The following is a 15,596-nucleotide window of genomic DNA, read 5'->3' on the forward strand; positions in this document are numbered from 1 at the left end:
AAACGGGTTTTTCAGGGGGTCGTCAAGCAAGTTTTCAAAAAATATTTAATTATTACCGTCGCTTACGATCAGACCCCCGAGAAAGCAGGATTATTCAGCTGGCGGAACGTAGCCGTCAGCCTTGGCGTATTCCTCGCCGGAAAAGAACTTGTCCATCTCGCCCTGAAGGTATTTGCGGTCTTCGGCATTCATCATGTTGAGGCGTTTTTCGTTGATCAGCAGGGTCTGGTGTTTCTGCCAGTCGGCCCAGGCCTTGGCCGAGACGTGGTCAAAAATGTCCTGACCTTTGGCGCCCGGGAATGGGGCTTTCTCCAGAGCGGGCAATTCTTCTTTGTACTTGCGGCACATGATGGTGCGGGTCATGACAACTCTCCTGCGTTCAATACGGCGGCCGCGCGTTCGAGCAAGGTTTTGACCGGGGCGGCAAGGCCCAGGCGCGGCGGGGTGGCGAGGTTATACCAGAGCCAGTCGGCCTCGGCCACGTGATGGCCGGCCTCCTGGACCTGAACCAGCCAGGGTTCGATGGACAACTGAAAGTGGCTGAAGGTGTGCACCAGGCTCGGCAGCGCTTGTTGGCTGCCCAGTTCCAGCGAATGCTGCGTGGCCAAGTGTTGCAGGTCGTCGAGGTCGTCGAGTTCCGGCAGGCTCCAAAGGCCGCCCCACAAGCCTGTTGAAGGCCGGCGGTAAAGCAGAATCGCGCCTTCGCCGTTGGCGAGCATCGGCATCAACGTGCGCTTCTGTGGCACGGCTTTGCGCGGCTTGGGGATCGGGTAGCGGCTTTCCAGGCCGAGCATGTGGGCTTCGCAGCCCTTTTCCAGCGGGCACAGCAGGCAACTCGGTTTGCTGCGGGTGCAAAGCGTGGCGCCCAGATCCATCATCGCCTGGGTGTAGGCGTTGACCCGATCATGCGGCGTGAAGCGCTCAGCGTTCGCCCACAGCTGTTTGGCGACTTTAGGCTCCCCCGGATAACCCTCCTGCGCGGTAAAGCGCGCCAGGACCCGTTTGACGTTGCCATCGAGGATCGGCGCCCGCAGGCCCATGCTCAGGCTGGCGATGGCGCCGGCCGTGGACAGGCCGATGCCCGGCAACTCGACAAGCTTTTCGACATCCCGGGGAAACTCGCCGCCGTACTCGGCCACGACAATCTTCGCGGTCTTCTGCAAATTGCGCGCGCGGGTGTAATAACCGAGGCCGGTCCACAGGTGCAGCACTTCGTCTTCCGGCGCAGCAGCCAGGGCTTCGACCGTCGGCAGCGAGGCCATGAAACGGTCGAAATAATTCAGCACGGTGCTGACCTGGGTTTGCTGCAACATGATTTCCGAGACCCACACCCGATACGGTGTGATGCCTTGTTGCCAAGGCAAGTCGTGGCGGCCGTGGCGGTCGTACCAGTCCAGCACCGCCGATGAAAACTGCTCGGCTCTCATCGCTTGAACAGCCCCTTCAGCGCGTTTTTCAGTTCAGGGCTGACTTTGTCGCCAAGCTTCTCGTCGATTTTCTCGCTGATCTGTTCGCCCGCCAGCTTGCTCGCGACCTGGCCCATGCGTTCGTTATCGAGGCGGCAAGCCTTGGCGCCAAGTTCCAGCGGACCACGGCAGCGCAGCGGCCACTCGATGCCGACGAATTTCTCGCCGACCTGGCAGGCAGGGTCCGGCATGTCGCTCTTGTCGCCTTCGACGATCACACCCACGCGGTAATCCATGCCCAGCACTCGCAGGTCGACGTCGCCGTCACCCTTCACGGTCATGCCCGGGATACGCACTTTCAGGTCCGGGTTGCTGGCCACGCCGTTGCGGAAGGTCAGGTTGCCGTTGAGCTCCTGGAACGGTGTGTCCTTGCCCCGTGGTTCGCCGCTGAGGGTTTTGCGGTTAAGGGTGGCGATGCCTTTGCACAGTTGTTGCTCAAGGTTGGCATTGAGCAGCACGCCGTTGTTGATGACGAAACTGGCGTTGCCATTGAGCGTGTCGATCAGTGCTTGCTGGCTATTGCCGCTGCCGGTCAACGCACTGTTGAGCGTCACCAGACCTTTGACCGGTGGATTCTTCCCTTGGCTTTCGAGGATTTTTTCCACCGGCACTTTGGTGATGCGCGTCTGCATGTTCAGTGCCGGTACTTCCTGGCGTACGTCCAGGGTGCCCTTGGCTTCGAAGTTGCCTTCGTACAGGTCGCCACGCAGGTTCTCCAGGGTCAGCAGGCCGCCCTGGCCGGTGGCCTTGAGTGCGGCGTTCTGGATCGGCAGTTTGTCGAGGGTCAGCAGGCCGAAGGTCAGGTCGGCGTCCACGTCGAGTTTGCTCAGGCGTTCTACCGGCAACAGGCGTTCAGTACTCCACGCGGTTTTGGTCGGTGCGGCGGGCAACGGTGTGCTGCCGGCGCCTGCCATGGCATCGGCTTCGGTGCTGGCGACTTCGGCCTGACGCACTTGCGTCGCGCTATTGGCTTCGGCGGATTTTGGTGGCAGGTAACGGTCGACGTTGAAGGTGTCAGCCTTGAGGGTTGCGCGCAGCGATTGCTTGGCGAAGTCCTCGACGGCGATACGGCCACTGAAGCTGCTTTCATCGACTTTCAAGTTGATGTTGTCGAACGATACGCTGGTCGGCGTGCCGGCCACCCGGCTGACCAGCTCGACTTTGCTCAGGCTGCCTTCCGCCATGGCCGGGAGTTTCTGGCCGATGCTGTCGACGAATTTCGCCAGGTCAAACAGGGCGATCGAAATGCCGCCGCTGATTTGCGGCGTCTTGTCGAGGTCGTTGACCTTCAGTTCGCCCAATGCACGCAATTGGTTGGCGGAGATCTTGATGCCGGTCCATTCGGCGACGTTCGCGGCTTTATCCAGCAGCAACTGGCCCTGGGCGGCGAAGGTCATGGTCTTGCCTTGCAGCGGATCGCCGGCGACTTCGCCGGAGAGTTTCATGTCTTCGAATTTGTAGCGCTGCAGTGCGCGTTCAAAACGCAGCTCGCCATTCAGCTCCGTGCGCACTCGCAGGACCGGCTGGTTGGTGCCGAGGAACGCCGTGAGTTTGACCGGGATGTTGGTCGAGTCGTGAACCGGGCCGGTACTCAGCTGGATGCTTTCGGCGCTGAACTGCTTGCCGGTCTTCTCGTCGCTGTATTCAACGCGAGCGTTGTTGACGGTCAGGCTGTCGATGTCCAGGCGAATCGGCTGGGCCGGTTTTTCCACCTGAACGGTGGTTTCTGGTGCCGGTGCAGGTTCGCCAGGAGTGGCCGGGGTGGCTGACGCCGGGACTTTGCCGATGTCTTCCCAGTTGCCGTGGCCGTCCTTGTCGCGGTTCAGGCGCAGGTTCAAGCCTTCGACACGCACGTCACTCATCTGCACTTCGCGGCGCAGCAGCGGCAGCACGCGCACTGACAGGCCAAGCATCTGCAAGTCGGCGAACGGCTCGGTGGGCTTGGCCAGGGTCGCGACACTGGCATCGTGCAATTCCAGGCCCAACCACGGGAACAGGCTCCAGCCGATATCGCCATTGAGCGTCAGCTCGATGTGGGCCTTGTCGCGGGCAATCTGGCGAATCTCGTTTTTATAGTCGTTGGGATCAAAGAGGTGGGTCAGGGCAAAGCCCAGCGCCACAATGATCAGCAACAGCCCGAGAAGCACCAGACCCAGGATTTTGCCGAACGCTTTCATGGGCGAGTCCTTGTAGTTAGTCGAATTCGAAATTTAGCCGGGGAGTATAGCGCTCCGAAGCGAATGACCGGCCAGCGATCACGTCGGCAGCACATCCAGCGGCACTTTCAGCTTGGCGGCCAGTGCCTGCGCTTCAAGATGCCCGGCAGGCGCGAGCAGGCGCAATGTCACGCCCGACTGCGACGCCATTTTCTGCGCTTCGTTCACCAGGCGCTCGGCAACGCCACGACGACGGGTAATTTTTCGTACGCATATTTGGGACAAGTGCCAAACATCAGGCTGGCGCTGCAAACGAGCGGCGCCAAGCAGTCGATCATTGAAGCGCCCGGCGATCAGCGAACCGTCGCCCAGGCAGCCTTCGATCAGCTGCACATCCCCGGAAAACGGGGCGAACAGCCAGTCCGGGGCGTCGCGGTAAATTTTCTGCAGGTCTTGCTGATCCTGGTAAGTGGCTTCTTGCAGCAGCTCGACGACGATCGGCATGGCGGCTCCTTCAGTGGTACGAGAACAGACGACTTGCATAAAGGTGATATCACTTTGGTTTTTCTGTCACGTACAGATGGTAACCTCTGCCAGTTCGTCCGTCCTTCTGCGGCGTGATGTCGCACTAAAATGGAGCTTCACCCTGAAAAAGACAGTCATGCGTGCGCATAAGGCTGGGGGCGAAGAGTGGCTGGCGAACCATACTAATAATTGGGGGATACACAATGACCACGAGCATCACGGCGGACGGCCTCAAAGCCGATCAGCCCGCGTTCCTGTCCAAGGAACGCATCATCGCCAAGCCCGGTTTCAACCGTTGGCTGGTACCACCGGCCGCCCTGGCCATCCACCTTTGCATCGGCATGGCCTACGGCTTTTCGGTGTTCTGGCTGCCGCTGTCCAAAGCCCTGGGCGTGACCAAGGCAGTGGCTTGCGCGCCGGACATGAGCTTCATCTCGCAGGTATTCTCTTCGCAATGTGACTGGCCGATCTCGATGCTCGGCTGGATCTACACCCTGTTCTTCATCTTCCTCGGCTGCTCGGCAGCGATCTGGGGTGGCTGGCTGGAACACGCCGGGCCGCGCAAGGCTGGCGTTGTATCGGCGCTGTGCTGGTGTGGTGGTCTGCTGATTTCAGCGCTGGGGGTCTATACCCACCAGATCTGGCTGATGTGGATCGGCTCCGGGGTCATTGGCGGTATCGGCCTGGGGTTGGGTTACATCTCGCCGGTGTCGACCTTGATCAAGTGGTTCCCGGACAAGCGCGGCATGGCAACCGGCATGGCGATCATGGGATTCGGTGGTGGCGCGATGGTGGGTGCTCCGCTGGCCGCAGCCCTGATGGGGCACTTTGCTTCGGCAGACAGCGTCGGCGTGTGGCAGAGCTTCCTGGTGATGGCCGCGATCTACTTCGTGTTCATGATCGGTGGCGCACTGTCCTACCGCGTGCCGCCAACCGGCTGGAAGCCTGAAGGCTGGACCGCTCCGGCGAAAAAAGCTGCGAACGCGATGATCACTCACCGTCACGTTCACGTGAATGTGGCGTGGAAAACCCCGCAGTTCCGTCTGGTGTGGCTGGTGCTGTGCCTGAACGTATCGGCCGGTATCGGCATCCTGGGTATGGCTTCGCCGCTGTTGCAGGAAGTGTTCGGCGGTAAATTGATCGGTGTTGACTTGCCATTCGGTCAGCTGGACGCCGGGCAACTGGCTTCGATCGCTGCGATCGCTGCCGGTTTCACCGGTTTGCTGAGCCTGTTCAACATCGGTGGTCGATTCTTCTGGGCTTCGTTCTCGGATTACCTGGGCCGTAAAAACACCTATTTCGTGTTCTTCGCCCTCGGTTTCGCACTGTACGCACTGATCCCGAACCTCGGCCACCTGGGCAACGTTGCGCTGTTTGTGGCGGCGTTCTGCATCATCCTGTCGATGTACGGCGGTGGTTTTGCGACCGTGCCGGCTTACCTGGCGGACCTGTTCGGTACGCAAATGGTCGGCGCGATCCACGGTCGTCTGCTGACGGCGTGGGCGGCGGCGGGCGTGTTGGGGCCGGTGTTGGTGAACTACCTGCGTGAATATCAGCTGAGCATCGGTGTTGAACGCGCCGCGGCTTACGACATCACCCTGTACATCCTTGCGGGCCTGCTGGTGCTGGGTTTCCTGTGCAACCTCATGGTTCGCCCGGTGGCCGACAAGTACTTCATGACCGACGCTGAACTGGCCGCCGAACAGGCGCTGGGCCACGACAAGGGGGCTGATGCCAGCACCGTGCTGGAGTGGAAAGCGGATGCCGGCACCAAGCCGTTGGCGATTGCTGCCTGGCTGGTGGTGGGTATTCCGTTGGCGTGGGGTGTTTGGGTGACGCTGCAGAAGACGGCAGTGTTGTTCCACTAACACCAATCCTTGTAGGAGCCGGCTTGCTGGCGATGAACGATCACGCGGTATGCCTGAAAAGCCGCGGTGTCTGGATCGCCAGCAAGCCGGCTCCTACAGAAAAAAAGCCGTGCATTCGCAATGAATGCCGGCTTGTACTGACATGTACATCCCCAACGCCACTGAATTCCCTCCGTCAGCGATATCACCTCCCGTGTTTCTGTTTCGCGCCCGCGCCCCTATAATGGCTGCCTTTTTCGCCCAATGATTTTGCGGAGCTGGTGATGGCCGAACGTAAGGCGTCAGTCGAGCGCGACACTCTGGAAACCCAGATCAAAGCCTCGATCAACCTGGATGGCACCGGAAAGGCCCGATTTGATATCGGTGTTCCTTTTCTTGAGCACATGCTGGACCAGATCGCCCGTCACGGGCTGATCGACCTGGATATTGTCAGCAAGGGCGACCTGCATATCGACGACCACCACACCGTGGAAGACGTCGGTATCACCCTGGGTCAGGCCTTCGCCAAAGCCATCGGCGACAAAAAAGGCATTCGTCGCTATGGCCACGCCTACGTGCCGCTCGATGAAGCGCTGTCGCGCGTGGTGATCGACTTCTCCGGCCGTCCTGGCCTGCAAATGCATGTTCCCTACACCCGCGCCACCGTCGGCGGTTTCGACGTTGACCTTTTCCAGGAATTCTTCCAGGGCTTCGTCAACCATGCGCTGGTCAGCCTGCACATCGACAACCTGCGTGGCACCAACACCCACCACCAGATCGAAACCGTGTTCAAGGCATTCGGCCGCGCGCTGCGCATGGCCGTAGAGCTCGATGACCGCATGGCCGGTCAGATGCCGTCGACCAAAGGCGTTCTGTAATGCAGACGGTCGCGGTTATCGATTACGGCATGGGCAACCTGCACTCGGTGGCCAAGGCCCTCGAGCACGTTGGTGCCGGCAAGGTCCTGATCACCAGCGATGCCGACGTGATTCGCGAAGCCGACCGGGTGGTTTTCCCCGGCGTCGGCGCGATTCGCGATTGCATGGCGGAGATCCGTCGCCTGGGCTTCGACTCGCTGGTGCGTGAAGTCAGCCAGGACCGTCCGTTCCTCGGTATCTGCGTCGGCATGCAAGCCTTGCTCGACAGCAGTGAAGAGAACGACGGCGTCGACTGCATCGGCCTGTTTCCAGGTGCGGTGAAGTTCTTCGGCAAAGACCTGCACGAAGACGGCGAACACCTGAAAGTCCCGCACATGGGCTGGAACGAAGTGAAGCAGACGGTGAGTCACCCGCTGTGGCACAACATTCCGGACCTGGCGCGTTTCTACTTCGTGCACAGCTACTACATCGCTGCCGGCAATGCGCGGCAGGTGGTGGGTGGCGGTCATTACGGTGTCGATTTCGCTGCAGCGCTGGCCGAAGGCTCGCGTTTCGCCGTGCAGTTCCACCCGGAAAAGAGCCATACCCATGGCCTGCAATTGCTGCAGAACTTCGCCGCGTGGGATGGTCGCTGGTAAATGGCGGTCAAGAAGAAGCCGCCGATCCTGACCCTCACTCCCGAACAGGAGAGCGAGGCCAATCACAAGATCAAACGCTTCATGGAGGATCGCTTCGAACTGGACCTGGGTTCGTTCGAGGCGGCTGAAATCCTTGAGCTGTTTACCCGTGAAATTGCTCCGCACTATTACAACAGGGCGATTTTCGATGTGCAGACGCACCTCAAAGAGAGGTTCGAAAGCATCGAAAGCGACCTGTGGGCGCTCGAGAAAAACTGATTTTCGAGCGAAGCTGAACAATCGAATTTGAAGGTTTGCCAGATGCTGATTATTCCCGCTATCGATCTTAAAGACGGTGCCTGTGTTCGTCTGCGCCAGGGCCGCATGGAAGATTCCACGGTGTTCTCCGATGACCCGGTGAGCATGGCTGCCAAGTGGGTGGAAGGCGGTTGCCGCCGTCTGCATCTGGTCGACCTGAACGGCGCCTTCGAAGGCCAGCCGGTCAACGGCGAAGTGGTCACCGCCATCGCCAAGCGCTACCCGAACTTGCCGATCCAGATCGGCGGCGGTATCCGTTCCCTGGAAACCATCGAACACTACGTGAAGGCGGGTGTGAGCTACGTGATCATCGGCACCAAAGCCGTGAAAGATCCGGCCTTCGTTGCTGAAGCCTGCCGCGCGTTCCCGGGCAAGGTGATTGTCGGTCTGGATGCCAAAGACGGTTTCGTCGCCACCGACGGCTGGGCTGAGATCAGCACCATTCAGGTGATCGACCTGGCCAAGCAGTTTGAAGCCGATGGCGTGTCCGCGATCGTTTATACCGACATCGCCAAAGACGGCATGATGCAGGGCTGCAACGTACCGTTCACCGCAGCGCTGGCCGCTGCAACGAAGATCCCGGTGATCGCCTCCGGTGGCATCCACAACCTCGGTGACATCAAGTCGCTGCTCGACGCCAAGGCGCCAGGCATCATCGGCGCGATCACCGGCCGGGCGATCTACGAAGGCACCCTCGACGTCGCTGAAGCGCAAGCTTTCTGCGATTCGTACAAAGGCTGAGGACTGACCATGGCGCTGGCCAAACGCATCATCCCTTGCCTGGACGTCGATAACGGCCGGGTCGTCAAAGGTGTGAAGTTCGAGAACATTCGCGATGCCGGCGACCCGGTGGAAATCGCCCGTCGCTACGACGAGCAAGGCGCCGACGAGATTACCTTTCTCGACATCACCGCCAGCGTCGACGGCCGCGACACCACGCTGCATACCGTCGAGCGCATGGCCAGCCAGGTGTTTATCCCGCTGACCGTGGGCGGCGGCGTGCGCACTGTGCAGGACATTCGCAACCTGCTGAATGCCGGCGCGGACAAGGTCTCGATCAACACCGCAGCGGTGTTCAATCCGGAGTTTGTCGGCGAAGCGGCTCAGCATTTCGGTTCGCAGTGCATCGTCGTTGCCATCGACGCCAAGAAAGTCTCCGGCCCGGGCGAAACCCCGCGCTGGGAAATCTTCACCCACGGCGGTCGCAAACCCACGGGTCTCGACGCCGTTGAGTGGGCGAAGAAAATGGAAGGCCTCGGCGCCGGTGAAATCCTGCTGACCAGCATGGACCAGGACGGCATGAAAAACGGCTTCGACCTGGGCGTCACACGCGCCATCAGCGATGCACTGGGGATCCCGGTGATTGCCTCCGGCGGCGTCGGCAACCTGCAGCATCTGGCCGACGGCATCATCGAAGGCCACGCCAGCGCGGTATTGGCGGCGAGTATTTTCCACTTCGGCGAATACACCGTGCAGGAAGCCAAGGCCTACATGGCGCATCGCGGGATCGTAATGCGCTAAACAAATCCATGCAGGCCAGTGGACAGCATGGCGGGCTCAAGGCACTCTTGGGCACGCCATGGATTTCGGTAGCCCGACATGATCAAACGCCTTCTTCTTGTCCTCGCCAGCGCTTCTCTGTTGCTCATCAATGGAGTACACGCTGAAGAAAGTCCCGATACCGACCTAGTGTTGCTGACGGAAAACTTCCCGCCATACAACATGGCGAAGAACGGCAAGAACTTCGCTCAGGACGAGAACATCAACGGCATCGCCGTGGACATCGTCCGCGAGATGTTCAAGCGTGCCGACGTCACCTACAGCCTGACGCTGCGCTTCCCTTGGGAGCGAATCTACAAACTCGCCCTCGAGAAACCCGGTTACGGCGTATTCGTGATGGCGCGATTGCCGGATCGCGAGAAGCTCTTCAAGTGGGTCGGCCCGATCGGCCCGGATGACTGGATCATGCTAGCCAAGGCGGACAGCAAGATCAGCATTGAGTCGCTGGAGCAGGCGCGCAAATACAAGATTGGTGCGTACAAGGGCGATGCGATTGCCGAGACGCTGGCCAAGCAGGGGTTGAAGCCGATTGTTGTGCTGCGCGATCAAGACAACGCGAAGAAGCTGGTCAGCGGTCAGATTGATTTGTGGGCCACGGGCGATCCGGCCGGTCGCTACCTGGCGCGGCAAGAGGGCGTTAACGGCCTCAAAACGGTATTGCGCTTCAACAGCGCCGAACTCTATCTGGCCTTGAACAAAGATGTACCGGATGAAGTGGTGGCCAAGCTCCAGGCCGCGCTGGATCAGCTGCGCAAGGAAGGCGTGGTGGATGACATCATGGCGCGGTATCTCTGATACCACTGCATTCAAATGTGGGAGTGAGCCTGCTCGCGATGAGGGTGTGTCAGTCGACATCAATGTTGCCTGGCATTCCGCCATCGCGAGCAAGCTCGCTCCCACAGTGGTTTTGTGTTGTTGCGGATTACCGGTACACGCCGTCCTTCCCGTGAGCAGCCGTCGCGCGATTGCTGCGCACGCTGATCATCTGTTTGATGTCGATCCACTCAATCCCCTGAGCCTTGAGCTTGGGCAGCTCCCGCTCCAGCACCGCCAACGTCTGCGGATACGGATGCCCGATCATCACCGCCGAGCCCTGCTTTCTCGCCAGACTGATCGCCGTCTGTAGCTGCGTGAAAATCGCTGCTTCGGTAGGCTCATCATCCAGAAACACATCCCGCGAAACGCTCGCCAACCCGATCTTCTGCGCCTCGGCCGCCGCAACCGTCTGCGCGCTGGTGCGGCTGTCGACGAAGAGCTTGTGCCGGCGCTGCAAGTCCGCCATCAGCCAGGTCATGGCCGGTCGCTGAGCCGTCATGCGGCTACCCATATGGTTGTTGATGCCAGCGGTATAGGGCACGACCTTGAACGCCGCGTTCAGGCGTTTCTCAAGTTCGTCGATGGGCAAGTCGGGATGCCAGGCGAACGGGCCGGTGGCCGGGTCCATGGGCATGTGCAGGATGACGATCTTGCCGGCGCGATGAGCCTCGCGGGCGAATTCGGTGGCGTGGGGCGTGTCGGGCATGATCGCTGCGGTCACCGGGCCGGGCAGGGCCAGCACGCGACGATCCCGAGGCAGGTTCTGCCCCAGGTCATCGATGATCAGAGTGATGTAGGCCTTTTGCGGCGCTGGTGTGGCGGGCGTTGCGTGGGCAACACCCGCCAGGCAGCACAGCAGACCGATCAAGAACCGCAGGCGCACCTCAGCGGCCGGAGGTGATGCTCAGCCCTTTAAGCAGGCTCAGCGCCTGGGCCAGTTGGTAATCGTCATCCTGTGGCATTGCCTTGGCTTTGCCGCTGGAAGTGGTCGGTTTGTCGGCGCCGCCGTTGCCATTGCCCAAGTGACCCTGCAGGTCGGCTTCCTTGAAGTACTCGCCGTCCTGCTCGTTGGTGATCTTGGCCTTGCGCACTTCGATGTCCGGGACGATGCCCTGGGCCTGGATCGAGCGACCGTTCGGCGTGTAGTACAGCGCCGTGGTGATCTTCAATGCACGTTCGTTGTTCAGCGGCAGCACGGTTTGTACCGAGCCTTTGCCGAAACTGGTGGTGCCCATGACCACTGCGCGTTTCTGATCCTGCAAGGCGCCGGCGACAATTTCCGAAGCCGAGGCGCTGCCGCCGTTGATCAGCGCAACCATCGGCACGGCTTCGCTTTCGTCTTTACCGGTGGCAGAGAAACGCAGCTCGGAGTTGGCGATGCGGCCCTTGGTGTAAACGATCAGGCCCTTGGTGATGAAGTGGTCGACCACTTCCACTGCCGATTGCAGCACGCCGCCCGGGTTGTTGCGCAGGTCGAGAATGATGCCGTTGAGCTTCTTGCCATTGTCCTTGCGCAGTTTGGCCAGGGCTTTGGAGACTTCTTCGCCGGTCTTGACCTGGAACTGGGTGATGCGGATGTAGCCGTAGCCCGACTCAAGCAACTGCGCCTTCACACTCTTCACTTGAATGATCGCGCGGGACAGGGTCACGTCGAACGGGGTGCCGCCGTCGCGCACCAGGGTCAGGGTGATTTTCTGGCCGATCTTGCCGCGCATCTTGTCCACGGCTTCGGTCATGCTCTGGCCGCGAGTCGGCTGGCCGTTGATCTTGACGATGAAATCGCCCGCCTGAATACCAGCCTTGGATGCCGGAGTGTCATCGATGGGCGAAACCACTTTGATGAAACCGTCTTCGGCGCCGACTTCGATGCCCAGGCCGCCGAATTCGCCGCTGGTGCTTTCCTGCAGCTCAGCGAAATCTTCCGGGCCCAGGTAGGCGGAGTGCGGATCGAGGTTGCTGAGCATGCCTTTGATGGCATTTTCCAGCAGGGTCTTGTCGTCCACCGGCTCGACATAGGCTGCCTTGATCCGATCCATGACCTCGGCAAAGGTGCGCAACTCTTCCAGAGGCAACGGCGCCTTGGTGGTCGCAGCAGTGCCCGCAGGCGCGACAGCCGGGGCCGGTTGAGCGGCGAACGCCAGAGGCGCGCCGATCACCAGGGCGATCGTCAGGGCCAGCGAGGTAAGGCGGGACAAATGCAGCATGTCGAACGAACTCCTAATGTAGGTGACTCAACGCCTATCCTTGCGCGCGGCACCATTGCGCCGGATCACTCGGGTGACCCTGCTGACGAATAGCGAAATACAGCGCTGGTGTGTCCTGCCCGCCACTGCTACCGACAGTGGAGATGGACTCACCGGCTTTTACCACGTCACCCGCAGACTTGAGCAGCGTCTGGTTGTGACCATAAAGACTCAAAAAACCGTTGCCGTGGTCGAGAATCACCAGCAGACCGGCGCCACGCAACCAGTCGGCGAACACCACGCGACCGCCATGCACGGCGTGCACCTGGCTGCCGGCGGAGGCGCTGATCATCACGCCGTCCCACTTGGTGCGGGTATCGTCGCCACGGGATTCACCGAAGCGCGCAAGCAGTCGACCATCGACTGGCCACGGAAGTTTGCCGCGAGTTGAAGCAAAAGCACCGCCGAAGGTTTCGCCTGAACTTGATACCAGTGCACCGGGTGACGATTTAACGGGTTTGCGTGGGGCATCAGTCGTGGCATCGGCCTGTTCCTGAGCCTCACGTAAACGCTTTTTTTCGGCTTCCTGCTGGGCGATGAGCGCTTTTTGTCGCGCCTCTTCAGCCTCTCGAGCCTGGCGGGCCAGGGTTTCTTCGATGGTTTTAAGGACTTTAGACAGGTCTGCCTGATCCTGCTCGCGGGCGGCCAGCTTCTGATCGCGGGCCTTCACGTCGTCGCTCAGCTTGGCCAGGACTTGCTGGCGCTCCTTGCGAACCTTGTCGAGTTCATCGCGCTGGCTGTCGAGGCTGCTCTTCTGCACCAGCAATTGCGCCTGCTGCAGGGCGATGTCTTTTTCGACATTCGCCAGTTGGCGCAGGGTTTCGTTGAAATTCTTCAGCTGCTCCAGGCGGGCCTGGCTCAGGTAGTCGTAATAGGTGAGGGTGCGGGCGAATTTTTCCGGGTTTTGCTGGTTCAGCAGGAGCTTCAAGTACTCCTGACGACCGTTCTGATAGGCCGCACGGGCCTGAATGGCGATCAGTCGTTGCTGTTCAGTGCGCGCGCTCTGGAGTTTTTTTTTCTCACCATCGAGTCGCTGCAGCTCGGATTCGCTTTTCTTCAGCTCTTTTTGCAGGGCATCGACCTGCTTCTCGAGCTTGCCCATCTCGGTCTCGGTGCCTTTGAGGTCTTTCTGCACACCGGATTTTTCTTCCTGCAGCTTGCCCAGCAGTTTTTTCAGCTCGGCAATGTCCTGACGCGTGGCGTCCAACTGTTGTTGAGTTTGCGCGCGCTCGTCAGCGAAGGCCGGTTGGAGCAGGCAAGTCAGAGCAAGGGCTATCAGGACGCGAAGCATAGAGGCGGGCGACACCAGGGAAAGGGACGGCCTAGTATGCCCGCCAAGCGCCGCAAAAAAAACGCCCAATTGGGGTTGTGTGATAACCGGAGCAGCGTTGCCTCTGAAAACACCCCAAAACCACTGTGGGAGCTAGCCTGCTAGCGAATGCGGAGTGTCAGGCAACATCGATGTTGGCTGACACTCCGCATTCGCTAGCAGGCTAGCTCCCACAGGGTTTGGTGGTGTTTGGAAGGTTGAGTTACACCAGAATCGAAGTGCCGGTCATTTCAGACGGTTTTTCCATCCCCAGCAACATCAGCATCGTCGGCGCCACATCCGCCAGCACGCCGCCATCCCGCACCTTCAGGTCACGCTTGCCGACATAGATGAACGGCACCGGCTCGGTGGTGTGAGCGGTATGAGCCTGGCCAGTGGACTCATCGGACATCTGCTCGACGTTACCGTGGTCGGCGGTGATCAGCGCTTCGCCACCCACCTTGTCCAGCGCATCGACGATACGGCCAACACACAGGTCTAGGCATTCAACGGCTTTCACCGCCGCATCAAACACGCCGCTGTGGCCGACCATGTCGCCGTTGGCGTAGTTGACCACGATCACGTCGTAACGCTGGTTTTCGATGGCGTCGACGATGCGGTCGGTGACTTCCGGGGCGCTCATCTCGGGCTGCAAGTCATAGGTGGCGACTTTCGGCGACGGGATGAGGATGCGCTCTTCGCCCGGGAACGGTTCTTCGCGACCACCGGAGAAGAAGAAGGTCACGTGGGCGTACTTCTCGGTTTCCGCGATACGCAGTTGGGTCTTGCCGTTTTTCGCCAGGTAATCGCCCAGCACGTTGTCCAGGCTGCCAGCGGCGAAGGCCGATGGCGCGGGAATGCTGGCGGCGTATTGGGTCAGCATGACGAAACCGGCCAGTTTCGGCTGGCGCGCACGTTCGAATTCCTTGAAACCATCTTCGACGAATACGCGGGTCAGTTCACGGGCGCGGTCGGCGCGGAAGTTCATGAAGACCACGGCGTCGCCGTCTTCGACTTTAACCGGCTCACCGATGGAGGTGGCTTTGACAAACTCGTCGCTCTCGCCACGCTCGTAAGCGGCTTGCAGGCCTTCCTGTGCGGTGGCGGCGTTGAATTCACCGTTGCCATCGACAATCAGGTTGTAAGCCTGGGACACACGGTCCCAACGGTTGTCGCGGTCCATGGCGAAGTAACGGCCAACGATACTGGCGATCCGGCCTTTGCCCAACGCCTGGAAGGTCGCGTCGAGCAGTTCGATGGACGACTGGGCGCTTTTCGGTGGCGTGTCGCGGCCATCAAGGAAGGCGTGCAGGTAGATTTTCTCGGCACCGCGCTTGAAGGCCAGTTCGGCCATGGCAATCAGGTGATCCTGGTGGCTGTGAACGCCGCCATCGGACAGCAGGCCCATGAAGTGCACGGCTTTGCCCGCAGCAACGGCTTTATCCACTGCGGCGCAGATGGTCGGGTTCTCGAAAAACTCGCCATCGCGGATCGATTTGGTTACGCGTGTGAAGTCTTGATACACCACGCGACCGGCGCCCAGGTTCATGTGGCCGACTTCGGAGTTGCCCATCTGGCCGTCCGGCAGGCCGACATCCATGCCGCTGCCCGAGATCAGGCCGTTCGGCACAGTGGCCCACAAGCGGTCCAGGACGGGCTTCTTCGCCGCAAACACGGCGTTGGATTCAGGGCTCTCACTGTGACCGAAGCCGTCGAGAATAATCAGGACCAAAGGTTTAGGCGTGGTAGTCATGGATTCCGCTCGTGGCTGAATGAAAAGAGGGGCAATGAAAAAGGGAGTGGCAGTTTAAAGCTAAGTTCCGACGGCGTCACCGCCGGACGGGGTTTGGCCCACCATAGT

General features: G+C 60.3%; 15 protein-coding genes. 7 read left to right on the forward strand and 8 right to left on the reverse strand.

Annotated features, from left to right (window positions below; genetic code table 11):
• Positions 1-90: 90 nt before the first annotated feature.
• From ACA070_RS01495 to ACA070_RS01510, 4 genes are all read right to left on the reverse strand, one after another.
• On the reverse strand, positions 91-363 hold the full coding sequence (locus ACA070_RS01495; RefSeq protein WP_497307127.1) for an oxidative damage protection protein: 273 nt from the start codon (positions 361-363) through the stop codon (positions 91-93).
• The gene (gene mutY, locus ACA070_RS01500) at positions 360-1,427 is read right to left on the reverse strand and encodes an A/G-specific adenine glycosylase (protein WP_497449766.1); all 1,068 of its coding nucleotides are present in this window, start codon (positions 1,425-1,427) and stop codon (positions 360-362) included. The genes ACA070_RS01495 and mutY overlap by 4 nt, the downstream gene beginning before the upstream one ends.
• On the reverse strand, positions 1,424-3,643 hold the full coding sequence (locus ACA070_RS01505) for an AsmA family protein (RefSeq protein ID WP_497449767.1): 2,220 nt from the start codon (positions 3,641-3,643) through the stop codon (positions 1,424-1,426). The genes mutY and ACA070_RS01505 overlap by 4 nt, the downstream gene beginning before the upstream one ends.
• 78 nt (positions 3,644-3,721) lie before the next feature.
• Positions 3,722-4,126 carry an acetyl-CoA sensor PanZ family protein gene (locus ACA070_RS01510; protein WP_497449768.1) on the reverse strand — a complete coding sequence of 135 codons (405 nt, stop codon included), beginning with the start codon at positions 4,124-4,126 and terminating at the stop codon, positions 3,722-3,724.
• Positions 4,127-4,350: 224 nt separating this feature from the next.
• Here ACA070_RS01510 and ACA070_RS01515 point away from each other — a divergent pair, with 224 nt between their 5' ends.
• The 7 genes from ACA070_RS01515 (at position 4,351) to ACA070_RS01545 (ending at position 10,162) form a co-directional block, all read left to right on the forward strand.
• A complete protein-coding gene (locus ACA070_RS01515) occupies positions 4,351-6,015 on the forward strand; it encodes an OFA family MFS transporter (protein ID WP_462028971.1) in 1,665 nt (554 codons plus the stop codon).
• Positions 6,016-6,278: 263 nt separating this feature from the next.
• Entirely contained in the window at positions 6,279-6,872 is a 594-nt protein-coding gene (gene hisB, locus ACA070_RS01520) for an imidazoleglycerol-phosphate dehydratase HisB (RefSeq protein WP_003218037.1), read from the forward strand.
• Positions 6,872-7,510, forward strand: coding sequence for an imidazole glycerol phosphate synthase subunit HisH (gene hisH / locus ACA070_RS01525; RefSeq protein WP_461952287.1), 639 nt, complete (start codon positions 6,872-6,874; stop codon positions 7,508-7,510). The genes hisB and hisH overlap by 1 nt, the downstream gene beginning before the upstream one ends.
• Positions 7,511-7,768 (forward strand): DUF2164 domain-containing protein, encoded by a 258-nt coding sequence (locus ACA070_RS01530; protein ID WP_008005317.1) that lies wholly within the window; start codon positions 7,511-7,513, stop codon positions 7,766-7,768.
• 42 nt (positions 7,769-7,810) lie between these two features.
• Positions 7,811-8,548 (forward strand): 1-(5-phosphoribosyl)-5-[(5-phosphoribosylamino)methylideneamino]imidazole-4-carboxamide isomerase, encoded by a 738-nt coding sequence (hisA, locus tag ACA070_RS01535; RefSeq protein ID WP_033058290.1) that lies wholly within the window; start codon positions 7,811-7,813, stop codon positions 8,546-8,548.
• Between the two features lie 9 nt (positions 8,549-8,557).
• Entirely contained in the window at positions 8,558-9,328 is a 771-nt protein-coding gene (gene hisF, locus ACA070_RS01540) for an imidazole glycerol phosphate synthase subunit HisF (protein WP_007972752.1), read from the forward strand.
• 78 nt (positions 9,329-9,406) lie between these two features.
• A complete protein-coding gene (locus ACA070_RS01545; protein WP_461978608.1) occupies positions 9,407-10,162 on the forward strand; it encodes a substrate-binding periplasmic protein in 756 nt (251 codons plus the stop codon).
• 127 nt (positions 10,163-10,289) lie between these two features.
• Here the strand turns inward: ACA070_RS01545 and ACA070_RS01550 are convergent, their stop codons facing one another.
• The 4 genes from ACA070_RS01550 to gpmI form a co-directional block, all read right to left on the reverse strand.
• A complete protein-coding gene (locus ACA070_RS01550; RefSeq protein WP_497449769.1) occupies positions 10,290-11,066 on the reverse strand; it encodes a divergent polysaccharide deacetylase family protein in 777 nt (258 codons plus the stop codon).
• A 1-nt stretch (position 11,067) separates the two neighbouring features.
• Entirely contained in the window at positions 11,068-12,387 is a 1,320-nt protein-coding gene (locus ACA070_RS01555; protein ID WP_497449770.1) for a S41 family peptidase, read from the reverse strand.
• A gap of 34 nt (positions 12,388-12,421) precedes the next feature.
• Positions 12,422-13,717, reverse strand: a complete 1,296-nt coding sequence (locus ACA070_RS01560) for a murein hydrolase activator EnvC family protein (protein WP_497449771.1) — start codon at positions 13,715-13,717, stop codon at positions 12,422-12,424.
• A 241-nt stretch (positions 13,718-13,958) separates the two neighbouring features.
• Positions 13,959-15,488 (reverse strand): 2,3-bisphosphoglycerate-independent phosphoglycerate mutase, encoded by a 1,530-nt coding sequence (gpmI, locus tag ACA070_RS01565; protein WP_497449772.1) that lies wholly within the window; start codon positions 15,486-15,488, stop codon positions 13,959-13,961.
• Positions 15,489-15,596: the final 108 nt, after the last annotated feature.

The sequence above is a fragment of the Pseudomonas sp. LBUM1678 genome (assembly GCF_059695575.1).